Origin of the sequence: Mesorhizobium sp. CA8, from assembly GCF_020164955.1 — a bacterium.
Taxonomy (GTDB): domain Bacteria; phylum Pseudomonadota; class Alphaproteobacteria; order Rhizobiales; family Rhizobiaceae; genus Mesorhizobium.
This window is the reverse complement of record NZ_JAIUHG010000015.1, coordinates 103,470-126,363: the sequence shown is the minus strand read 5'-3', so window position 1 is coordinate 126,363 and position 22,894 is coordinate 103,470. Positions and strand designations below refer to the sequence as shown.

The following is a 22,894-nucleotide window of genomic DNA, read 5'->3' as shown; positions in this document are numbered from 1 at the left end:
CCGCCACATCGAAATCAGTATTGGCAGGGGATATGATCATGAAGAACATCGTTGTCGTCGGCGCCGGCAAGATCGGCTCGACCATCGCTGAAATGCTGAGCGCCACGGGCGACTACTACGTCACGCTGGTCGACCGCTCGGCCGCCCAGCTTGCCGCCGCCGAACTGCCGGCCGGCGTTGCGACGAAGGAGCTCGACATCACTGCCTCGGGTGAGCTCGAGAAAGTGCTTGCCGGCAAGTTCGCCGTGCTCAGCGCCGCGCCCTTCCACCTCACCACGCGCATTGCCGAGGCGGCCGCCGCCACCGGCGTGCATTATCTCGACCTCACCGAGGACGTCGTCTCGACCCGTCGCGTCAAGGAGCTGGCGCGTGACGCCAAAAGCGCCTTCATCCCGCAATGCGGCCTGGCGCCGGGCTTCATCTCGATCGTGGCCAACGACCTCGCCAGCCGCTTCGACACGCTGGAAAGCGTGCGCATGCGCGTCGGCGCGCTGCCGCAATATCCGTCCAACGCGCTGAACTACAACCTCACCTGGAGCACCGACGGTGTCATCAACGAATATTGCGAGCCCTGCGAGGCGATCGTCGAGGGCGAGCTGATCGAGGTGCCGCCGCTGGAGGAGCGCGAGGAATTCTCGCTCGACGGCGTCACCTATGAGGCCTTCAACACCTCCGGCGGCCTCGGCACTTTGGCCGAGACGCTGAAGGGCAAGGTGCGCACGCTGAACTACCGCACCATCCGCTATCCCGGTCACGCCGCGATCATGAAGGCGCTGCTCAACGACCTTGGGCTCCGCCACCGCCGGGACGTGCTGAAGGACATCTTCGAGAGCGCCCTGCCGGCGACGCTGCAGGACGTGGTCATCGTCTTCGTCACCGTTTCGGGCCGCCGCAACGGCCGCCTGCTGCAGGAGACCTACGCCAACAAGATCTATTCGCAGCGCGTCGGCAGCATCGTGCGCAGCGCCATCCAGATCACCACCGCCTCAGGTATCTGCGCCGCGCTCGACATGCTGGCCGACGGCAGCCTGCCGGCGAAGGGTTTTGTCCGCCAGGAAGACATCGCCCTCGACGCCTTCCTAGCCAACCGCTTCGGCCGCGCCTACGCCCAGCACGAGATGGTCAGCCGGCTGGCGAGCTGAGCTGTATAATCTCCCCCCTCGAGGGGGAGATGTCGCCGAAGGCGACAGAGGGGGTCCCCGCGCGTGGAGCGCTAACCTCCATCTGTCCGCAAGGGAGGTCGCATCCAGTCGCACCGACCCCCTCTGGCCTGCCGGCCATCTCCCCCTCAAGGGGGGAGATTACGCTGCCCTAAACATGCAGCGCGTGGCCCAGCGCCTTCAGCGCCGCTTCCTGGAAGCCTTCGCCTTGGCTGGGATGCGCATGGATGGTGCCGGCGATGTCTTCCAGCCGCGCGCCCATCTCGAGCGCCAGGCCGAACGCCGCCGCCAGTTCCGACACGCCCTGCCCGACCGCCTGGATGCCCAGCACCAGATGGTTGTCGGCACGCGCCACGACTCGCACAAACCCGTCCTCGCCCTGCGTCGTCATCGCGCGGCCGTTGGCGGCGAAGGGGAACTGCCCGATCTTGATCTCGCCGGCGAACGCTTTCGCCTCTTCCGGCGTGAGACCGGCGGCGACCAGCTCCGGATCGGTGAAGCAGATCGCGGGAATGGCGCGCTTGTCCCAGCTTCTTTTATGACCGGCGACGATCTCGGCCACCATCTCGCCCTGCGCCATCGCCCGATGCGCCAGCATCGGCTCGCCGGTGACGTCGCCGATGGCAAAAATGCCGCGCATCGAGGTGCGGCACTGGTCGTCGATGCGGATGAATTTTCCTGCCATGTCGAGGTCGATCTGATCCAAACCCCAGCCTTCGGTCAGCGGCTTGCGGCCGACCGTGACCAGGATCCTGCCGGCGGTGACCTTGGCGTTCTTGCCCTCGGCGGTTTCGACCAGCAGCGCATCGCCCTTGGTCGACAATCCCTTGGCCTTGACGCCCAGCATCACCTCGACGCCGAGCTCGCCAAGCCGCTTAAGCACGGGTCGGGTGAGTTCCGCATCATATTGGGTGAGCACGCGCGGCAGGGCTTCGACCACGGTGACCTTGGCGCCCATCTTGGCGAAGGCCATGCCGAGCTCCAACCCGATATAGCCGCCGCCGACGACCGCGAGCTTCTCCGGCACTTCGCTGAGCGACAGCGCCTCGGTGGACGAGATGACCGGGCCGCCGAAAGGCAGGAACGGCAATTCGACCGGCGCCGAGCCGGTGGCGATCACCACGGTCTCCGCGTGGATGACCTGCGTGCCGGTCTCGGTCTCGACCTCGACGGTCTTGCCGTCCCGGAACGTCGCCCAGCCTTGCACGGTTTTCACCTTGGCCTTTTTCAAAAGTCCGGCCACGCCGCTGTTGAGCCGGCTAACGATGCCGTCTTTCCATGCTATGGTCTTGGTCAGGTCGAGCGTCGGCGCACCGACCTTGATGCCCAGCGGATCCTTGCCGCCGGCCATATGCGCAATTTTCCCGAACTCTTCCGCGGCATGGATGAGCGCCTTGGACGGGATGCAGCCGGCATTGAGGCAGGTGCCGCCCGGCTTGCCGAACTCGACGATGACCGTGTCGACGCCGAGCTGTCCGGCGCGAATGGCGCAGACATAGCCGCCCGGCCCGGCGCCGATGACAAGCAGCTTGCAGGAGATTTCTTTCATGGGGCCACGCCATTTGGGTTGGAGGAGACCCCCTCATCCGGCCGCTTCGCGGCCACCTTCTCCCCAAGTGGAGGCGCCGGCGACCTCCTCTCCCCTCGGGGAGAGGTCGGATTGCCCCGAATTGCTCTTCGCAATTCGGCTGGCAATCCGGGTGAGGGGGTCTTTGCGACCATTGTCATGTTCAATCCACAAAGATCAGCGCCGGCGTCTCCAGCAGCGCCTTGATGCGCTGCACGAACACCGCGGCATCCCAGCCGTCGATGACGCGGTGGTCGAAGCTGGACGACAGGTTCATCATCTTGCGCGGGATGAACTGCGTGCCGTCCCACACCGGCCGCACCATCATCTTGTTGACGCCGACGATCGCCACTTCCGGGTAGTTGATGACCGGCGTCGTCGCCAAGCCGCCCATGGCGCCGAGCGAGGTGATGGTGATGGTCGAGCCGGAAAGCTCCTCGCGGCTCGCCGTGCCGGCCTTGGCCGCATCGGCCAGCCGGTTGACCTCTGCCGCACAATCCCACAGGTCGCGCGCCTCGGCATGTTTCACGACCGGCACCACCAGCCCGTTCGTCGTCTGCGCGGCGATGCCGATGTGGATGCCTTCATATCGGTGGATGATGCCGGCATCGTCGTCGAACAAGGCGTTGAGGTTCGGCTGCTCGCCAATCGCCTTAACCATCGCCCGCATCAGGAATGGCAGCAGCGTCAGCTTGGGCCTTTCCGTCCCCTTGGCGCCGCGCTTCTCCTTGTTGAGGGTTGCCCGCAATTCTTCCAATGCGGTGACGTCGATCTCCTCGACATAGGTGATATGCGGGATGCGCGATTTCGCCAGCGACATCTTTTCGGCGATCTTGCGCCGGAGACCGACGACCTTGATGTCCTCGACGCCGTCCTTCCGGGCAAGTCCGGTGGGGCGGGCGACTTGCGGGCCGCGCGCGAGGAACGCGTCGATGTCCTCATGGCTGATGCGCCCGGCCGGACCGCTGCCCGTCACTTGGCGCAGATCGATGCCGGCTTCCTTGGCGCGCAGGCGGACGGCAGGCGAGGCAAGCGGCTTCTTGCCCTCCGCGCGCGGCTCGCCCGAAAGGCTGAGCATGGCGCGATTCTTTTTAACGCCGTCATCCTCGGGCTTGTCCCGAGGATCTGCCGACCTGCGTGGATGCGACGCCGCCAGTTCCGGGGAACCAGCGGATCCTCGGGACAAGCCCGAGGATGGCGGCGCTGCGTCTTGCGCAGGCTGGAGGGGAAGACGATCGCCATGGCTCGCCCCAGCGGGCATGCCGTCGGCACCACTCTCGCCTGGCGACGTGTTTTTCACATTGCCTTCGCCGGCCACCTTCAGCCGCACGATCGGCGAGCCGATCGCCACCGTGTCGCCGATCTCGGCGCCCAGCCACAGGATCTCGCCGTCGACCGGCGAGGGGATTTCGACGGTTGCCTTGTCGGTCATGACGGCGGCGAGAACCGTGTCCTCGCGCACAAGGTCGCCGACCTTGACGTGCCACTCGACAAGCTCGGCCTCGGCGACGCCTTCGCCGACATCGGGAAGCTTTATGACGTGCTCGCCCATCTCAGGCCTCCCCCCCTCTAAGCTTCCAATGTTTCGATCAGCGCGCGCCCGACTCGCGCCGGACCGGGGAAATAATCCCATTCCTGCGCATGCGGATAGGGCGTGTCCCAGCCGGCGACCCGCGCCACCGGCGCTTCCAGATGATAGAAGCAGTTCTCCTGCACCAGCGCCGCCAGCTCGGCGCCGAAGCCGGAGGTCAGCGTCGCCTCGTGCACGACGACGCAGCGACCGGTCTTCTTCACCGATGCGACGATCGCCTCAAGATCGAGCGGCAGCAGCGTCCTGAGGTCGATCACCTCGGCGTCGATGCCGGTCTCCTCGGCCGCTGCCTGCGCGACATAGACCATCGTGCCGTAAGCGAGCACGGTGACCGCCGAGCCTTGCCTGCGTATCGCCGCCTTGCCGAGCGGGATCGTGTAATGACCATCGGCGACCTCGCCGAGCTCATGCTTCGACCATGGCGTCACCGGTTTGTCGTGGTGGCCGTCGAACGGGCCGTTATAGAGCCGCTTCGGCTCGAGGAAGATCACCGGATCCGGATCCTCGATCGCCGCGATCAGCAATCCCTTGGCGTCGTGCGGATTGGAGGGCACGATCACCTTCAGGCCCGAGACATGGGTGAACAGCGCTTCCGGGCTCTGGCTGTGCGTCTGGCCGCCGAAAATGCCGCCGCCGGTCGGCATGCGCACCACGATCGGGCAGGTGAAGTCGCCGTTCGAACGGTAACGCAAGCGCGCCGCCTCCGATACGATCTGGTCGTAGGCCGGGTAAACATAGTCGGCAAACTGCACCTCGACGCAAGGCCGCAGCCCATAGGCGGCCATGCCGATGGCCGAACCGACGATGCCGGACTCGCTGATCGGCGCGTCGAAGCAGCGGCTCTTGCCGTATTTGGCCTGCAAGCCTTGCGTGGCGCGGAAGACGCCGCCGAAAAAGCCGACATCCTCGCCATAGACGATGACTTGGCTGTCGCGCCCCATCGATACGTCCATGGCGTCACGGATCGCCTCGATCATTGTACGCCTGGGCATGATCAGACCCCCGCCTGCTGGCGCTGGCGTCTCAGATGCGGCGGCATCTCGGCATAGACGCCTTCGAACATGTCGCGCGTCGACGGCTTGCCGCCGGCATGCAGCGTGCCGTGGCTTTCGGCTTCCTTCTGCGCCGCGATCACCGTCTCGAGAATCTCGGCTTCCGCCTGCGTATGGCGCTGTTCCGACCAAACGCCTTTGTGGATGAGATGGTTCTTCAGCCGGATCACCGGATCGCCGAGCGGCCAGGCGTCGGACTCGGCCTTCGGCCGGTAGGCCGACGGATCGTCGGAGGTCGAATGCGCGCCGGCGCGGTAGGTGACGTATTCGACCAGCGTCGGCCCGAGATTGGCGCGCGCCCGCTCCGCCGCCCATTTGGCCACGGCATGGACGGCGAGATAGTCATTGCCGTCGACGCGCAGCGACGGGATCCCGAAGCCGAGCCCGCGCGCGGCAAAGGTGCCGGAGCCGCCGCGCGCGATTCCCTGGAAGGTCGAGATCGCCCACTGGTTGTTGACGACGTTGAGCACGACAGGCGCCTTGTAGGTCGAAGCAAACACCAGCGCAGCATGAAAGTCTGACTCGGCCGTGGAGCCGTCGCCGATCCAGGCGGCGGCGATGCGCGAATCGTTGGAGATGGCCGAGGCCATCGCCCAGCCGACCGCCTGGATATACTGCGTCGCCAGATTGCCGGAGATCGAGAAGAAGCCGTGCTCCTTCGACGAATACATGATCGGCAATTGCCGGCCCTTCAGCGGATCGGCCTCGTTGGAATAGATCTGGTTCATCATCATGACCATCGGATAGCCGTCGGCGATCAAAAGGCCGGCTTGCCGGTAGGTCGGGAAGTTCATGTCGCCGGGCCTCAGCGCCTTGCGGAAAGCACAGCTCACCGCCTCTTCGCCCAGATGCTGCATGTAGAAGGAGGTCTTGCCCTGGCGCTGCGCCATCTGCATGCGCGCATCGAAGGTCCTCAGCGTCACCATATGGCGCAGGCCTTCGAGCAATTCCTCGTCGCCGAGCAGCCCGGCCCACGGCCCGACGGCCTCGCCGGCGCGGTTCAGCACGCGGATGATGGAGAAAGCCATGTCGCGGATGCTGCGCGGATCGACGTCGATCTCCGGACGCGGCACCGAGCCGGCCTTGGGGATGGTCACATTCGAGAAATCGGGCGTGCCGCCGGGCCGCACCTCGGGCTCGGGGACATGGAAGCGCAACAGTCCAGCGTCGGCCATGAGCTCACATCCTCCAATGTTGCCGGTGCGATCTTTGCACATCCGCGCCGCCAGACCAGTGCCAATTCGCCGGACCTCGGCACGGCCTTCCTCCCGGGCCGTCAGCTCGGCTGAGCAATGCGGTACGCAAGCGACAAGATGCAGATATGGCGACGAAATTTCTTGTCGATGTTTTTGCCCGCCGCGCAATTTGGCGGAAGTTTGCGGGGCGATTGCCGCCAGAAAAGACAACCTATGCATGCGCGGCGGCCGCCGCAGTTAATCTCCCCGTCGTGGGAGAGACGCCCGGCAGAGCAGAGGCGGGCGTGACAGGCGCTACTTTAGGATCGTCATTCTAAGGCGGAGCAAGGAGCGGAGCGACGCGCGTAGACCCTAGAATCCATGCCGTGGCGTTAAGGCGTTGCAGCAGTTACAGAATATTCTGCACCCTTGCGCCCTCGACAGAGGTCACGGCATGGATTCTCGGGTCAAGCCCGAGAATGACGAGAGAGGCCGGCCGCTTCTCCGTTCACTCGGCCTCCGCCCCGTGCTAACCCACCTGGCATGGCACAGAAGAAGGGATACGAGGTCGATTCGTGGCTGGCGAGGCCGGATCCGGCCATGGGAATCGTCCTGCTTTACGGTCCAGACCGCGGCCTTGTCGCCGAGCGGGCGAAAACCTTCGCCGCGAAAACCGGCCTGCCGCTCGACGACCCGTTCTCCGTCGTCAGGCTGGACGGCGCCGAAGTCGACCGCGACGAAGGCCGCCTGCTCGACGAAGCGCGCACGGTGCCGATGTTTTCCGACCGGCGGCTGCTTTGGGTGCGCAACGCCAGCGGCCAGAAGGCGCTGGCCGACGACATCAAGGCGCTGACCGCCGAGCCCGCGCGCGACGCCATCATCCTCATCGAGGCCGGCGACCTGAAGAAAGGCACGGGCCTCAGGGCCATCGTCGAGGCCGCGGGCAACGCGATCGCCTTGCCCTGCTACGCTGATGAGGCCCGCGACCTGGATACGGTGATCGACGACGAACTGCGCAAGGCCGGCATGTCGATGACGCTGGACGCGCGCCAGGCGCTGCGGCGCAATCTCGGCGGCGATCGGCTTGCCTCGCGCGGCGAGATCGAGAAGCTGGTGCTTTATGCGCACGGCCACAAGGAAATCGACGTCGACGACGTCAACGCGCTGTCCGGCGATGTCTCCGGCGCTTCCTTCGACGCCGCGGTCGACGCCATGCTGGACGGCAAGGCCGGCGACTTCGACATCGCCTTCAACCGCCACTGCCAATCGGGCGGCCATCCCTTCCTGGTGCTGTCCTCGGCGATGCGGCAATTGCAGGCGATCCAGCTGATGCGCGCTCAGATGGAGACCGGCGGCCGCAATGCCGCCTCGGTCGTCGCCGGCGCCCGGCCGCCCGTCTTCTTCTTGCGTCGCAAGCTGGTGGAAAAGACGCTGGAACGCTGGAACAGCGAGGCGCTCGGCCGCGCGCTGGGCCGACTGCAGACGGCTGTTCTGCAGACACGCAAACGACCCGATCTGTCGGAAGCGCTGGCCCGGCAGGCGCTGCTCGGCATCGCCATCGAAAGCGCGAGGCTGGGGCAACGCGGCTGATCTCCCCCCTTGAGGGGGAGATGTCGCCGCAGGCGACAGAGGGGGCCTCGCGTGAGGCGTCAACGCGTTCCGGCACGAGCGATAACGCTGGCGATCCGTGCGCGGCGATCCTTTCGTCCGAGGGTCGCCTCCGATCAGTTCATCGTCATCGTGTCCACCGGCTGGAAGGTTGGCAGCGCCTGCGGAAAGACCAGCACCGCCGCGCCGTAAAGAAGCAGGGCGACGCCCGACACCTTCGCTATCCGCTCTCCATACGGGAGCGTCTTCTCCGCAAAGACCAGCAGCGTGACCACAGCCATTGCAGCGACGTTCATGATCCCGAGCGGAAACAGGGCGAGAAACAACAGCCAGCAACAGCCCAGGCAAAAGAGCCCATGCTGCAGGCCCATGCGCACCGCCCCCCAGCGCCCATCGCGCCATGAGGTCAGGATGAAACCGATCGGCGAGCGGCATTTGGCGAGGCACAGATCTTTCAACGGGGAGAGTTGATAGGCGCCCGCCACCATCAGCAACGCGCCGCCGATGCGCGCGGCTGTCGCTGCGGCCAATCCCGCATGCGCAGCAAGCATCTCCGCGCCCGCCGCGCCGGCAAAGGCGAGAACGCCCGTCGACGCCCAAACCAGCATGTACCCGGCCACGAACACCCAGGTCGAGACAAACGCCTGGCCGCGCCCCCGTTTGCCGCTCTGGACCTGGTGAAAGGTCAGGATCATTGGCGCGGCCGCCGGAAACATCATGGCAATCATCATGATCAACCAGACGGCAACAAAGAGCGCGGCCGTCATGCCCATGGTGGGTGAGTACATGTCCATGCGCATGCCCGCGTCCATGCCCGTCTGCTGCCGGACAAGCACGGCCCACGCCGCCGCTGCGGCTGCGATCAGCAGCGCGAGGACAATGTTTCGCTGCAACGTCAGCATCGGCGATGCTCGTCCCGACTATGCGCAGCAAGAACTACTGCTGGCCGGACCAGTTGATCGGGGCGTAGTGTCCGTTCCGGCGGGAGTTGTCCCAACTCATGCCATGATCGCTGAAAGTATTGCCTTCCATCCCCATTGCCAGACCGAGCCAGTCAGGATTGACGGGATGGCCGGAGGCCACCCACATCTCGCCATCCTCACGCATTGTCGGCAGCGGTTCGACCGCGAGCTGCATCACGCCGGCAATCTCCACCGACCGCTTCTTGCCGTCGACCTGGTATGTGATCGGCACCTTCTTGGCTCCGAGGTTGGTGCTGATCATCGGCGCCAAAGCAGCCATCGGCCCACCGGCCGCACCGGTGAAGATGGCGCCCAGCGCTTCTGTTTGCCTGTCATTCGCGCGTTCGTCGATATAGGCGGCGGCCGTCCAATTGCCGTCCGCCATGGGACCCGGCGTGTGCGCAACCATCGCGACGTTGAGCCCATCCAATTGGACGTCGCCGTAATTGCCCTTGTCGATATGAAAGACCAGAGCGACGTCGCAAACGCCTTTCGTCGGCTTCGATGTCAGCTGCGCCTTGGTGGACAGCAGGCACGGACACACGACATCGCAGCTGCAGTTCTCGAAATAATTTCCGGACAATCGCCAACTGACCGCCATTTCCACCTCCCGTTTGCGTCAGGCGCGTCGGGCACATCGCTTCGGCGGGGCGGTGCCGTTTCCACGAACACGATCGGAACGGCAGATAGCCCTCATCGCGACTGATCGGCACGCCAGGGCATGATTTAGTTTGGACTAATACAAGGTACGCCGTTGCCCTAGGCTGTCAAGCGGAGGGCGCCGGCGCTGAATCCAACACCTTCTCGTCCAGGCAACGATCAAGCGCGGCCGGATAAAGAGCCGCGGCCGCAATGTAGCGTCGGTCGCCGCCTGTGATTGGCGAAAACCGCGATGCCGGCTGATCTCCCCTTTTTCGCTACGGCATGCGCACATTTCCAAGCCGCTGGTTTTGGGCGACGTGGGAGCTTGGCGCATGTATTGTCTTATGCTGCGCTGGTCGACCCCACACTCCGTCTCGGCTTCGCCGAGCCACCTCTCCCCGACCGACGGGTAGAGGAAGGCGCCAAGCCTTTTTACCGTCAACGCCTGTCCAGGAACGCTCCCTTCCTTTCCCTCCGGAGGGGGGAAAGGTGGCGCTGCGAAGCAGGGACGGATTGGGGGAACCACGTGGCAATCAAGCCTCGGCCTGATCAGTCACGCCAGTCACCTTAATGTCTGCGCCGCTCGTCCTTGGCTCGCTTCAGGAGATGTAGAGCGTTCCGTCGCGCCCCCTCTGCCCTGCCGGGCATCTCCCCACAAGGCGAGGAGATTAGCCGCCTCCGCCGCCTTCGCAGCCACCGCCGCCAAAAAAAGGGCCGGCAAAAAGCGCCAGCCCTGTCTATCACCAATATATCAGGCGTATGCAGCCTTAAGCCAAAACCTCAGATGCCGGCGAATATCGTTACGCGGCAGCCGCCTACCGCTCGTCCTTCAACCGCCGGCAGAGCTCGTCGAGCTGCTCCAGCGAGCGGTAATCCACTTTGAGCGTGCCGCCGCCCTTGCCCTTGTGCTCGATGCTGACGATCATGCCGAGCGTGTCGGTCATCAGCTTCTCCAGCGCCAGCGTGTCGGGGTCTTTCTCGGGCGGGCTCGCGGCGGACTTCACCTTGGCCGGCGTCGGGCCGGCGGGCATCTGGGCCAGCGCTTCCGCCTGGCGCACCGAGAGCCCCTCCTTGACGATGCGCTTGGCAAGCTCGGCCGGGTCCTCCGCGGTGACCAGCGTGCGGGCATGTCCGGCCGACAGGTCGCCGTCGACCAGCATGCTCTGGATGACATTGGGCAGCTTCAACAGCCTCAGCGTGTTGGCGACATGGCTGCGGCTCTTGCCAATCACCTGGCCGAGATCGGCCTGGGTGTAGCCATGCTCGTCGATGAGCTGCTGATAGCCTTGCGCCTCCTCGACCGGATTAAGATCGGCGCGCTGTACGTTCTCGATGATCGCCAGCTCCAGCGCGGTGCGGTCATTGACGTCGCGCACGATGATCGGGATCTCGCTCAGGCCGGCGCGCTGCGCCGCCCGCCAGCGCCGCTCGCCGGCGATGATTTCGTAGCGGCCGGGGTGCGAAGGCGAGGGGCGCGCCACCACCGGCTGCACCACGCCATGCTCGCGTATCGACTGGGCAAGGTCGGTAAGCTCGGCATCGCCGAAATGCCGGCGCGGATTCTTCGGGTTCGGGCTGACGAATTCGATCGGCACCTTGCCGTCGGCCGCCACCGCCGGGCTCGGCTTTTCCGGCGCCGCCGGACGATCGATTTCTCCGATCAGGGCCGCGAGCCCACGGCCCAGTCTTTTTCTCGATTGGTCTTCGCTCATTACAGTGTCCAGATCGTTTCGGAATCGAATCGGCGGATTAACCAAGACCGCAGGGCGAGCCTTCAGGCCGCGCGCAGCTTGCGCTCGCGGCGGATCACCTCGGAGGCGAGCTGCAGATAGGCCTGGCTGCCCGAGCATTTCAGATCGTAGAGGATCGCCGGCTTGCCGTAGGACGGCGCTTCGGAAACGCGCACATTGCGCGGAATGATCGTCTCATACACCTTGTCGCCCATATGGGTGCGCACATCCTGCACCACCTGGTTGGCGAGGTTGTTGCGCCCGTCATACATGGTGAGCACGATGCCCTGGATCGTGAGGTCCGGATTGATCGTATGGCGCACCTGCTCGACCGTCTCCAGCAACTGGCTGAGACCTTCCAGCGCGAAGAATTCGCATTGCAGCGGCACGAGAACGGAATCGGCTGCCGCCATTGAATTCAAAGTCAAGAGATTGAGCGAGGGCGGGCAGTCGATGAGCACGTAGCCGAACGGCGCCGAGCGTTCGGCCGCAGCGCGCAGCGCATTGCGCAGCCTGAGCACGCGGTCAGGGGCCGAGGCGATCTCCATCTCGATGCCGAGCAGGTCGAGTGTCGAGGGCACGATGGACAGGCCCGGCACCGCCGTCGGCACGGCAGCCGCCTCCAGCTCGAGCTCGCCGGTCAGCACATCATAGGAAGAAACCGTGCGGTCCTTGCGGTCGATGCCGAGCCCCGTGCTGGCATTGCCCTGCGGATCGAGATCGACGATCAGCACGCGCTCGCCGATCGCTGCCAGCGCCGTGGCCAGATTGATGGCAGTCGTCGTCTTGCCGACGCCGCCTTTCTGGTTGGCGACGGTGATGATACGCGGTGCTGTGCTCATGGGCTTATGCCAGTAATTCATTGCTGTTTCGCCGGGCGCAAGTCAGTGATTTCGAGGATGACACCGAGTGGGTCGGTCATACTCGAATGTTCTACCAGATCGAAGGCCCAGCGGTGAGTGCTTTCTTCCACTTCGGCCCGGTAATCCCGGCCTTTGTGGAACAGCGCGCGCGCTCCTTTGGTGAGCCAAGGCGCTGCCAGATTGAGCAGATCCGGAAGCGCGGCCAGCGCCCGCGCCGTGACGATTTCCGGCGCGGAAACAAGCGCATAGCTGTCGCCAATACGCTTGGCCAGAACGCGTGCAGGAAGGTTGAACTGGCCAATGACCGACTGCAGGAACGACGCTTTCTTGCGGTTGCTTTCGACCAGATCGATCGAGGCGCCGGGACGCTCGGCCAGAAGGAAGCCAAGCACCAATCCGGGAAACCCGCCGCCCGAGCCGAGGTCGACCCAGCGTGTCGCGGCGGGCGCGATTCGCGCGAGCTGGGCGCTGTCCAGGATATGCCGGCGCCAGACATCGTCCAGCGTCGACGGCGCCGCCAGATTGATGCTGCGGTTCCATTTCAGGAACAGCTGCTCGAAGGCCTGCAGGCGCCCGAATGTTTCACGTGAAACCGGTCCCGCTGCTTTCTGCAGGTCCGCCCAGGCATCCGAACTCACGCCACAGACCTTCGCGCGGCTAGCTCGGCATTGCGGACATGTGCGACAATGATGGCAAGCGCCGCCGGCGTCATGCCTTCCATGCGCTGCGCATCGGCAATCGAACGCGGCTGGCGCGTCTTCATCTTCTGCTTCAGCTCGTTCGACAGGCCCGGCACCTCAGAAAAGTCGATCGCCTCCGGGATAAGCCGCGATTCCTCGTGCCTGATCTGCGCGACATCGGTCTTCTGGCGATCGAGGTAAACCGAATATTTCGCTTCGGTTTCGAGCCGCTCGGCGGTCTTGGCGTCGAGATTTGCAAAGCGCGGCTCGACGCGACTGAGCCAGGCCATGCCGACGCCCGGATGCGCCAGAAGCTCGTAAGCCGAGCGACGCACGCCGTCTTTGTTGATCTCAAGCCCATGCCGCGCCGCCTCGTTAGGCGTCCAGGTAGCCGACTTGGCCAAGGCCCGCGCCTCGTCGAGCTTCTGCGCCATCCCGCCGAAACGCTGCAGCCGTTCCGACGACGCGATGCCAAGCTTTTCCGCCAGCGGCGTCAGCCGCTCGTCGGCATTGTCGGCCCGCAGGGAAAGCCTGAACTCGGCGCGCGAGGTGAACATGCGATAGGGCTCGGCGATACCGCGGCTGGTCAGGTCATCGACCATCACGCCGATATAGGCCTCGGTGCGGCTGAGCACGACCGCCTCATCGCCAGATGCCGTCCGCGCCGCGTTGATGCCGGCAAGCAACCCTTGCGCGCCGGCCTCTTCATAACCGGTCGTGCCGTTGATCTGCCCGGCCAGGAAAAGGCCGGCGACCCGCTTCGTCTCCAGCGTCGTCTTCAGCTCGCGCGGATCGACATGGTCATATTCGATCGCGTAGCCCGGCTGCAGCATGGTTGCCTTTTCCAGCCCGGGAATGGTCTTCAGGATCTCGCGTTGCACATCTTCGGGCAGCGAGGTCGAGATGCCGTTCGGGTAGACGGTGTCGTCGTCGAGGCCTTCCGGCTCGAGGAAAATCTGATGGCCTTCGCGGTCGCCGAACTTGACGATCTTGTCCTCGATCGACGGGCAGTAGCGCGGCCCGACGCCTTCGATCGTACCAGAATACATCGCCGAGCGGCCGAGATTGGCGCGGATCAGCTCATGCGTCGCCGGCATGGTACGGGTAATGCCGCAATGGATCTGCGGATTGGCGATTGCGTCCGTCATCAGTGAGAACGGCACCGGATCCTCGTCCGCGGCCTGGCTTTCCAGCGAGGCCCAGTCGATGGTGCGGCCGTCGAGGCGAGGGGGGGTTCCGGTCTTCAGGCGCCCGAGCTTGAAGCGCGCGCGCGCCATGGTGGCCGACAGCCCGTGGCTCGCCTGCTCGTTCATCCGGCCGGCGACGATCTTCTTCTCGCCGATATGGATCAGCCCGCGCAGGAAGGTGCCGGTGGTCAGCACGACCGCGCCGCAGGCCAGCCGCCGGTCGCCCGAAACCAGCACCGCCGCGACGCGACCGTCTTCGATCTCGAGGTCAAGGACTTCGCCCTCGACCACATCGAGATTGGCCTGTTCGCTGATCGCGGCCTGCATGGCAAGCCGATAGAGCTTGCGGTCGGCCTGGGTGCGCGGACCACGGACCGCGGGGCCCTTGCGGCGGTTGAGCAGGCGGAACTGAATGCCGGCGGCGTCGGCGATGCGCCCCATCAGCCCGTCCATGGCATCGATCTCACGCACGAGATGTCCCTTGCCGAGACCGCCGATCGCCGGATTGCAGGACATGACGCCGATTGTCTCGAAGCGCAGCGTCACCAGCGCGGTCCTGGCGCCGGCGCGCGCGGCAGCACTCGCCGCCTCGCATCCGGCATGGCCGCCGCCCACCACCACCACATCATAGTGATCGGTCATTTTCCAACAATCCGCTTTCAGAGATTGCCCGACACATGTCCCCGCTGTCACCTGCTGTCAAGGACGAAGGCGTTTCACGTGAAACATCGATCCGGTAAATCGCATCAGTGTTTCACGTGAGTCACTGCCGGGCAGGGGCGCGCCAGTGTTTCACGTGAATCACTTGCCGATGCAGAACTGCGAAAAGATGACGTCGAGCAAATCTTCGACATCGACCGCACCGATGATTCGCCCAAGGCGCTCGGCCGCCAGCCGCAGTTCCTCGGCGCGCAGCTCCTGGCTTTGGCCCGACAGCGCCGCCCGCAGGAAATGCAATGCCTCTTTGAGCAACTCTACATGACGCAGCCTGGATGGCATGACGTCGCCCGCCTCGCCAACCGCGGCGGCGGCGCGGGCTCCGATCTCGTTCAGGAGGCGGTCCAGACCGCTGCCGTCCTTGGAAGAAATCACCAAATCGTAGGCACCACTGCCGATCTCGGCGATATCCGACTTCGTCCCGATCCTCAGCAACGGAGCCCCATCTGGGATACCCCTAAGAGGCGCCGGCTCTGCCATGTCCTCCAGCAGCAGAACGAGATCCGCCACATCAGCCTTGGCCCGCGCTCTTTCGATGCCGATCGACTCGACCTTGTTCGCAGCCTCCCGCAGCCCGGCCGTATCGACAAGCCGCACCTTCAGCCCATTGAGGTCCATTACGACCTCGAGTAGATCGCGCGTCGTGCCCGGCTCGTCGGTGACGATCGCCGCCTCCCGCCGCGCCAAGGCGTTGAACAGGCTGGACTTGCCGGCATTCGGGGCGCCGAGGATCACGACTTCGAAACCGTCGCGAATGATCTCTGCGGCCTTGAACCCTTCGATATGACGCTCGATTTCTCCAATCATTGCCGACACGTCTGACCAGACCGCATCCGAAACGGAGCCTGGCACATCCTCCTCGTCGGCGAAATCGATCTCCGCTTCGATCATGGCTCGCGCATGGATCAGCCGGCGGCGCCAGTTCGAGTAGAGTTCGCTCTGCACGCCTTCGGCATTGCGCAGGGCGAAGCGGCGTTGCGCCTCCGTCTCGGCATTGACCAGATCGGCCAATGCCTCCGTCTCCACCAAATCCAGCCTGCCGTTGAGAAAGGCGCGCCGGGTGAATTCGCCCGGCTCGGCGTGCCTGACGCCCTCGAAGCCGGTGATCGTCTCCAGCATCTTGGCCGCGACGGCGCGGCTGCCATGGACCTGGAATTCGGCGACGTCCTCGCCAGTAAAGCTACCGGGTCCTGGGAAGAACAGAACGAGGCCGTGGTCGATCGTGGAGCCATCGGACGCCCTGAGCGTCCGCAAGTTGGTAAACCGATCCTTAACAGGCCCCGCGATCGTTTCGACCACGAATCGAGTCTTGGGGCCGGAAATACGGATGACGGCTATCCCGGCAGGCAAGCGGCCGCTGGATAGAGCTACGATCGAATCCTTCGAAACCATTGGCGAAATCATTTGCCGGACCTGCCGAACCGCCTAGATTAAAGGTAGAGCATGATGCGGCCGAAACCGCTTCGCACTTTTAGCCTTTGCCGCATCAAAACCCGAACGCGGAGCTCCCCATCGTGACCTTGCCCGCGCGAAACCTGCTTGCCGACGAAGCCAGCCCCTATCTGCGGCAGCACAGCGACAATCCTGTCCATTGGCGCGGCTGGTCGCCTGCCGCCCTTGCCGAAGCGAAGGAGCTCGGACGGCCGATCCTGCTCTCCATCGGCTACGCCGCCTGCCACTGGTGCCATGTCATGGCCCACGAAAGCTTCGAGAACAACGCCGTGGCGGCCGTCATGAACCGGCTCTACGTGAATATCAAGGTCGATCGCGAGGAGCGGCCCGACATCGACCAGATCTATATGGCGGCATTGCAGGCCCTGGGCGAGCAGGGCGGCTGGCCGCTCACGATGTTCCTGACGCCCGACGGCAAGCCCTTCTGGGGCGGCACCTATTTTCCGCGCGAGGCGCGTTACGGAAGGCCAGGCTTCATCCAGGTGCTGGAAGCGGTCGACAAGGCCTGGCGCGAAAAGCAGCAGAGCCTCGCCGGAAGCGCCGACGGGTTGATCGCCCATGTCGAGCAGCAACTCGCTGGCGCAAAAGGCAAGGCGGTGCTCGACCGCGACACGCTCGCCGATCTCGCCGGCCGCATCGACGGCATGATCGACCGCGATCTTGGCGGCTTGAAAGGCGCGCCGAAATTCCCCAATGCGCCCTTCATGCACGCGCTCTGGCTATCGTGGCTGCGCGACGGCCAAGCGAACCATCGTGATGCCGTGCTCATCAGCCTCGATAAAATGCTCGCCGGCGGCATCTACGATCACATCGGCGGCGGCCTCAGCCGCTATTCGACCGATGCCGAATGGCTGGTGCCGCATTTTGAGAAGATGCTTTACGACAACGCCCAGCTCATCCGCCTGTGCAACTGGGCCTATGCCGCGAGCCGCAACGACCTGTTCCGAATACGAATCGAAGAGACCGTCGACTGGCTGCTGCGCGAAATGCGGGTCGACGGCGGCGCCTTCGCCGCAAGTCTCGATGCCGACAGTGACGGCGAGGAGGGGCTTTTCTACACCTGGAACCGCGACGAAGTCGAAGCCGCGCTCGGCGACGATGCGTCGACCTTCTTCCGGTATTTCGAGCTCGCCGCCCCGTCTGCCTGGGAAGGCAAGCCGATCATTCGCCAGAGCGAGGCGCAGCAAGCTCAAGGCGTCGCCGACTACGCGCAACTTGCGCCTCTGAAGGCAAAGCTGTTGGGCGTTCGCGAAGGGCGGGTCAGGCCAGGGCGCGACGGCAAGGCGCTCACCGACTGGAACGGGCTGATGATCGCCGCGCTTGCGGAGGTGGGTCGCTCGGTTGGGCGGCCCGACTGGATCGACGCGGCAGCCAAGGCCTTTGACCATATCGTCGAGGCCAGCCAGGACGGCCGCCTGCCACATTCCATGCTCGGCGCGAAAAAACTCTTTCCGGCGCTGTCCAGCGACTACGCCGCCATGACCAACGCGGCGATCGCGCTGTTCGAGGCGACCTGCGATCCGGTCTATTCCGATCGCGCCAGGCAGTTCGTCGGCGAGCTCGACCGCTGGCATCTGGATGGCGATCAGACCGGCTACTGGCTGACGGCGTCGGACAGCGGCGACGTGCCGATCCGCATCCGCGGCGATGTCGATGAAGCAATCCCCTCGGCCACCAGCCAGATCGTCGAGGCGCTGGTGCGGCTTTCCTCGCTCACCGGCGATCCCGATCTCTGGGAAAAGGCCTGGGCGACCGCCGAACACGCCATGGGCCGCGCATCCCAGCAGGCCTATGGCCAGGCCGGCATCGTCAACGCCTGCGCGCTGGCGCTCGAACCATTGAAGCTCGTCATCATAGACAAGCCGGAGTCTTCAAGCCTCGTTCCGGTTGCGAATCGGAACCCCGACCCACGTCGGGTCGACATCTTTGTGCCGATTGGTACGCAAGCGAATCGACCGTCGCTGCCGGGCGGCGTTTTGCCGCCGACGGACAAGGCGGGCGCCTGGTTCTGCAGCGGACAGGTGTGTCTGCCGGTGGTGACGGATGCGGAGGAGTTGGAGAAATTGCTGCGGCGATAGCGCCGAGACGGATGAGGGGTGTTCCAGCGGAGTGAGACGCTGGCTTTCCCTGGAGCACCCCTCATCCGTCGCCTTCGGCGACACCATCCCCCACAAGGGGGGAAGGGCCGCCCAATCACGTATTCATCGAATCGAAGAAATCCGCGTTGGTCTTGGTCTGCTTGAGCTTGTCGATGAGGAACTCGATCGCGTCGGTCGTGCCCATCGGCGCGAGGATGCGGCGCAGCACGAAGATCTTCTGCAGGTCCGCCCGCGGCACAAGCAGGTCTTCCTTGCGGGTGCCGGACTTGAGGATGTCCATCGCCGGGTAGATGCGCTTGTCGGCCACCTTGCGGTCGAGCTGGATTTCGCAGTTGCCGGTGCCCTTGAACTCTTCGAAGATGACTTCGTCCATGCGGCTGCCGGTATCGATCAGCGCGGTCGCGATGATGGTCAGCGACCCGCCTTCCTCGATATTGCGGGCGGCGCCGAAGAAGCGCTTCGGGCGCTGCAGCGCGTTGGCGTCGACACCGCCGGTCAGCACCTTGCCGGATGACGGCACCACGGTGTTGTAGGCGCGGCCGAGGCGGGTGATAGAATCCAGAAGGATGACGACGTCACGGCCATGCTCGACCAAGCGCTTGGCCTTCTCGATCACCATTTCGGCGACCTGCACGTGACGCGCCGCCGGCTCGTCGAAGGTCGAGGAGATCACCTCACCCTTCACCGAACGCTGCATGTCGGTCACCTCCTCCGGACGCTCGTCGATCAGAAGCACGATCAGATAGCATTCGGGATGGTTGGCGGTGATCGAATGGGCGATGTTCTGCATCAGCACCGTCTTGCCGGTGCGCGGCTGTGCGTTGATCAGCGCGCGCTGGCCCTTGCCGATCGGCGCGACCAGATCGATCACGCGTGGCGAGATGTCCTTGGAGGTCGGATTGTCGACCTCCATCTTCAGCCGCTTGGTCGGATAGAGCGGCGTCAGATTGTCGAAATGGATCTTGTGCCGGATCTTTTCGGGATCGTCGAAATTGATGGTGTTGACCTTGAGCAGCGCGAAATAGCGCTCGCCCTCTTTCGGACTCCGGATCGGTCCTTCGACCGTATCGCCGGTCTTGAGCGAAAAGCGCCTGATCTGCGACGGCGAGATATAGATGTCGTCGGGGCCCGGCAGGTAGTTGGCGTTGGCCGAGCGCAGGAAGCCGAAACCATCCTGCAGCACCTCGACCACGCCGTCGCCGATGATCTCGATGTCCTGGGCGGCGAGCTTCTTCAGGATCGCGAACATCAGCTCCTGCTTGCGCATGACGCTGGCGTTCTCCACCTCGAGCGATTCGGCATAAGCGATCAGCTCTGGCGGCTTCTTGTTCTTGAACTCTGCGAGTTTCATTTCTTGCATTAGATAGACTCTGGGTAGGCTTTGGGGAGAAAAATCGGCTGAATACGACAAATGCCGGGCGCGGCCGAAAGCGAGTGAAAGGGGCGGCGCATGACGGGAAGGAAGACCCGTCTTTTATCGTCGGTCGCCTGAAAGAGCAAGCCGCCTTTTGCGGATCCTGGCTGGGCCGGGGGAAGCTAAAGCATGATCCCCGAATCGGGGTCAGCGTGAGCTAAAAGTGGGAACCGGCTTTCGGAAAAAACCATGCTCCTGATCTAGAACGGCTTCACGATCACCAGGATGACGATGACGATCATCAACAATGTGGGGATCTCGTTGACGATCCGCCAGTGCCGCGCCGGTTTTTCGTTCTTGTCCTCGGCGAATTTCCTGACCGCGCCGGCGAGATAGCCATGCAGGCCCGACAGGACGAGCACCAGCGCGATCTTGGCGTGCAGCCAGCCGCCCTGGAATGCAAAGCCTTTCCAGGCCAGCCAAAGCCCGAACACCCAGGTCACGATCATCGCCGGATTGATGATGGCCCTGAGCAGCCGGCGTTCCATCACCTTGAAGGTCTCGGACTGGACCGAGCCTTTCTCGGCATCGACGTGATAGACGAACAGCCTGGGCAGATAGAGCATGCCGGCCATCCAGGAGATGACCGCGATCACATGGATCGCCTTCGCCCAGAGATAGAAGCCGTCGCCGGCCACGACATAGAGAAGCGCCGTCGCCACGACGAGCAGGGCAATGCCGATCACCATGCGCTTCATCGCCTGGCCAGTGCTGTTCCCGCTGCTCGCGCTGCTCTCGTTGTTCATCGCTGGCCCCTCACCATCTTGACCATCGCCTCGACATGCGCCACCGGCGTTTCCGGCGTGATGCCGTGGCCGAGATTGAAGATCAGCGGCCCGCCACCCAAGTTCCTCAAAATGGCATCGACTCCGTCGGCCAGCGCCTCGCCGCCGGCGACCAGGCGCAGCGGATCGAGATTGCCTTGCACCGCGCCGTCACGCTGCAATTCCTTCGCCATCGACAAAGGCACGGTCCAGTCGAGGCCGAGGCCGGCAATGCCGGTCTTCTTCCTATAGTCGCGATAGCGTTCGCCGGCTCCCTTCGGAAAGCCGATCACCGGCACATCGGGGTAAACCGCTTTCACCTGACGAACGATCTTGGCCACCGGTTCGACGCAGAAGGCCTCGAAGGACGGTTCGTCCAGCACGCCCGACCACGAATCGAAAATCTGCACCGCATCGGCGCCGGCTTCGATCTGGCGGATCAGATAGGCGGCCGAATGATCGGCCAGTGTCTTCAAAAGCTTGGCAAAGGCTTCGGGCTCGCGATAGGCGAAAAGCCGCGCCGGTCCCTGGTCGGGCGTGCCGTGCCCGGCAATCATATAGGTCGCCACCGTCCAGGGCGCTCCGCAGAAGCCGATCAGCGTCGTCTCGTTGGGCAGTTTCGCCCGCAACCGGCGCACGGTCTCATAGACCGGTTCGAGATTCACGTGAAACACATCGCCGTTCAATGCTGCAATCTCGGCAGCCGAGATCGGCTTCAGGATCGGGCCGCGGCCTTCCTCGAAGCGAACCTCGCGTCCCAGGGCATTGGGCACGACGAGAATGTCGGAGAACAGGATCGAGGCGTCGAAGCCGAAGCGTTCGATCGGCTGCAGCGTCACCTCGACGGCGAGGTCCGGATCGTAGCAGAGATCGAGGAAGGATCCCGCTCGCTTCCTGGTCTCGCGATACTCCGGAAGATAGCGGCCTGCCTGACGCATCATCCAGAGCGGCGGCGGTGAAACCGTCTCGCCCTTGAGGACGTCCAGCATGATCCGTTTCCCAGCCATCCTGCGCTGCCCTCTCCGGTCCCTTTAAATCAAATATCTATTTTAAAAGAGTCTTCTGATTCTAAGAGTCTGTTGGTTGTGATGGTTGCGACCTGTCCAGCCTGCGGCTCGAAAAGGCCAGTCAGCATATTGTCGCGTACTCGCTTTCGCAATTTGGATGGCTCTGGGGACAAAGCGGATTCAGGCTTTGGAGTCAAAAGCTTGGGCTTTCCGTTCCGAACTCCGTGCTGTGGACGAAATCGGCCAACAAAAGTTGATCCCCGGTTTTGTCCCCAGCGCCGCGACAAAGCCTACAGCGGGTCGAATTGTGGACAAGCGGCCATCTGATACAGTCGTTTGCTTAGCCGAGGCCTGCCCATCCAGCCTTGTCCACAATTGCCCACAGCCTGGACCCATCCCTGTGAACAAACCTCAGAGCTTCTTCCACCTGCACCTGATCTCCGACGCCACCGGCGAGACGCTGCTGGCGGCCGGCCGCGCGGCGTCCGCGCAATACAAGGACGCGCGCGCCATCGAGCATATCTATCCGCTGATCCGCACTGAGAAGCAGGTCGCCAAGGTCTTCGATGACATCGAGGAGGAGCCCGGCATCATCCTCTACACGGTCGTCGACCAGAAGCTCGCCCGCTCGATCGACGAGCGCTGCGCGGCGATGGGCCTGCCTTGCGTCTCGGTGCTGGAACCGGTGCTCACCGTCTTCCAGTCCTATCTCGGCACGCCGGCCGGCCGCCGCGTCGGCGCCCAGCACGTGCTCGACGCCGAGTATTTCCGCCGCATCGATGCCTTGAACTTCACCATGGAGCATGATGACGGCCAGCTCCCGGCCAATATGGACGATGCCGATGTCGTGCTGATCGGCATCTCGCGCACCTCGAAGACGCCGACCAGCATCTATCTCGCCAATCGCGGCATCAAGACCGCCAACATCCCGATCGTGCTCGGCGTGCCGCTGCCCGAAAGCCTGATCGTCGCCAAGACGCCTTTGGTCGTCGGCCTGGTCGCCACGGCCGAGCGTATCTCGCATGTGAGGCAGAACCGCATTCTCGGCAACAGCGCCGCCTTCGTGCCGACCGACTATGTCGACCGCGCCGCCATCAACGAGGAGCTGGCCTATGCCCGCCAGCTCTGCACGAGGCATGGCTGGCCGATGATCGATGTCAGCCGCCGCTCCATCGAGGAAACGGCGGCCGCCATCGTTGCCCTTCGGGGCAAGACGCGCTAGGG

The 22,894-nt window shown here is 64.2% G+C and carries 18 protein-coding genes; 4 read left to right on the top strand and 14 right to left on the bottom strand.

Annotated elements, in window-relative coordinates; translation table 11 throughout:
- The first annotated feature begins 38 nt into the window (after positions 1–38).
- Positions 39–1,142 carry a saccharopine dehydrogenase family protein gene (locus tag LB553_RS17925; protein WP_224515340.1) on the top strand — a complete coding sequence of 368 codons (1,104 nt, stop codon included), beginning with the start codon at positions 39–41 and terminating at the stop codon, positions 1,140–1,142.
- A gap of 169 nt (positions 1,143–1,311) precedes the next feature.
- Here the strand turns inward: LB553_RS17925 and lpdA are convergent, their stop codons facing one another.
- The 4 genes from lpdA to LB553_RS17905 all read right to left on the bottom strand — a co-directional run bounded on the left by lpdA (position 1,312) and on the right by LB553_RS17905 (position 6,545).
- Complete coding sequence (gene lpdA, locus LB553_RS17920) at positions 1,312–2,709, bottom strand: dihydrolipoyl dehydrogenase (RefSeq protein WP_224515338.1); 1,398 nt, start codon at positions 2,707–2,709, stop codon at positions 1,312–1,314.
- A gap of 181 nt (positions 2,710–2,890) precedes the next feature.
- Positions 2,891–4,279: a dihydrolipoamide acetyltransferase family protein gene (locus tag LB553_RS17915; RefSeq protein WP_224515335.1), complete on the bottom strand. Its 1,389-nt coding sequence runs from the start codon at positions 4,277–4,279 to the stop codon at positions 2,891–2,893.
- Positions 4,280–4,296: 17 nt separating this feature from the next.
- Positions 4,297–5,310: an alpha-ketoacid dehydrogenase subunit beta gene (locus LB553_RS17910; protein WP_224515333.1), complete on the bottom strand. Its 1,014-nt coding sequence runs from the start codon at positions 5,308–5,310 to the stop codon at positions 4,297–4,299.
- Positions 5,311–5,312: 2 nt separating this feature from the next.
- Entirely contained in the window at positions 5,313–6,545 is a 1,233-nt protein-coding gene (locus LB553_RS17905) for a 3-methyl-2-oxobutanoate dehydrogenase (2-methylpropanoyl-transferring) subunit alpha (protein WP_224515330.1), read from the bottom strand.
- Positions 6,546–7,088: 543 nt separating this feature from the next.
- On the opposite strand from LB553_RS17905, the gene holA reads away from it, so the two are divergent.
- Entirely contained in the window at positions 7,089–8,135 is a 1,047-nt protein-coding gene (holA, locus tag LB553_RS17900; protein WP_224515328.1) for a DNA polymerase III subunit delta, read from the top strand.
- A 134-nt stretch (positions 8,136–8,269) separates the two neighbouring features.
- On the opposite strand, the gene LB553_RS17895 is transcribed toward holA, so the two are convergent.
- The 7 genes from LB553_RS17895 to mnmE all read right to left on the bottom strand — a co-directional run bounded on the left by LB553_RS17895 (position 8,270) and on the right by mnmE (position 16,326).
- On the bottom strand, positions 8,270–9,055 hold the full coding sequence (locus LB553_RS17895; protein ID WP_224515326.1) for a DUF2182 domain-containing protein: 786 nt from the start codon (positions 9,053–9,055) through the stop codon (positions 8,270–8,272).
- Between the two features lie 34 nt (positions 9,056–9,089).
- Positions 9,090–9,716 carry a DUF1326 domain-containing protein gene (locus tag LB553_RS17890; RefSeq protein WP_224515390.1) on the bottom strand — a complete coding sequence of 209 codons (627 nt, stop codon included), beginning with the start codon at positions 9,714–9,716 and terminating at the stop codon, positions 9,090–9,092.
- An 856-nt stretch (positions 9,717–10,572) separates the two neighbouring features.
- Positions 10,573–11,469, bottom strand: coding sequence for a ParB/RepB/Spo0J family partition protein (locus LB553_RS17885; RefSeq protein WP_224515324.1), 897 nt, complete (start codon positions 11,467–11,469; stop codon positions 10,573–10,575).
- Positions 11,470–11,531: 62 nt separating this feature from the next.
- A complete protein-coding gene (locus tag LB553_RS17880; RefSeq protein ID WP_040999223.1) occupies positions 11,532–12,329 on the bottom strand; it encodes a ParA family protein in 798 nt (265 codons plus the stop codon).
- Between the two features lie 17 nt (positions 12,330–12,346).
- Positions 12,347–12,988, bottom strand: a complete 642-nt coding sequence (rsmG, locus tag LB553_RS17875; RefSeq protein WP_224515322.1) for a 16S rRNA (guanine(527)-N(7))-methyltransferase RsmG — start codon at positions 12,986–12,988, stop codon at positions 12,347–12,349.
- Positions 12,985–14,859 (bottom strand): tRNA uridine-5-carboxymethylaminomethyl(34) synthesis enzyme MnmG, encoded by a 1,875-nt coding sequence (mnmG, locus tag LB553_RS17870; protein WP_224515320.1) that lies wholly within the window; start codon positions 14,857–14,859, stop codon positions 12,985–12,987. Before mnmG ends, rsmG begins: the two co-directional genes overlap by 4 nt.
- A gap of 159 nt (positions 14,860–15,018) precedes the next feature.
- Entirely contained in the window at positions 15,019–16,326 is a 1,308-nt protein-coding gene (gene mnmE / locus LB553_RS17865; protein WP_224515318.1) for a tRNA uridine-5-carboxymethylaminomethyl(34) synthesis GTPase MnmE, read from the bottom strand.
- A 122-nt stretch (positions 16,327–16,448) separates the two neighbouring features.
- Between mnmE and LB553_RS17860 the strand changes: the two genes are divergently transcribed.
- Positions 16,449–18,464 (top strand): thioredoxin domain-containing protein, encoded by a 2,016-nt coding sequence (locus LB553_RS17860; protein WP_224515316.1) that lies wholly within the window; start codon positions 16,449–16,451, stop codon positions 18,462–18,464.
- A gap of 115 nt (positions 18,465–18,579) precedes the next feature.
- On the opposite strand, the gene rho is transcribed toward LB553_RS17860, so the two are convergent.
- From rho to hemE, 3 genes are all read right to left on the bottom strand, one after another.
- Positions 18,580–19,845, bottom strand: coding sequence for a transcription termination factor Rho (gene rho, locus LB553_RS17855; RefSeq protein WP_127230347.1), 1,266 nt, complete (start codon positions 19,843–19,845; stop codon positions 18,580–18,582).
- 254 nt (positions 19,846–20,099) lie between these two features.
- The gene (gene hemJ / locus LB553_RS17850; protein WP_224515314.1) at positions 20,100–20,645 is read right to left on the bottom strand and encodes a protoporphyrinogen oxidase HemJ; all 546 of its coding nucleotides are present in this window, start codon (positions 20,643–20,645) and stop codon (positions 20,100–20,102) included.
- On the bottom strand, positions 20,642–21,670 hold the full coding sequence (hemE, locus tag LB553_RS17845; protein WP_224515312.1) for a uroporphyrinogen decarboxylase: 1,029 nt from the start codon (positions 21,668–21,670) through the stop codon (positions 20,642–20,644). Before hemE ends, hemJ begins: the two co-directional genes overlap by 4 nt.
- Positions 21,671–21,923: 253 nt before the next feature.
- Between hemE and LB553_RS17840 the strand changes: the two genes are divergently transcribed.
- Positions 21,924–22,892 carry a pyruvate, water dikinase regulatory protein gene (locus LB553_RS17840; protein ID WP_263484108.1) on the top strand — a complete coding sequence of 323 codons (969 nt, stop codon included), beginning with the start codon at positions 21,924–21,926 and terminating at the stop codon, positions 22,890–22,892.
- The last annotated feature ends 2 nt before the right edge of the window (positions 22,893–22,894 follow it).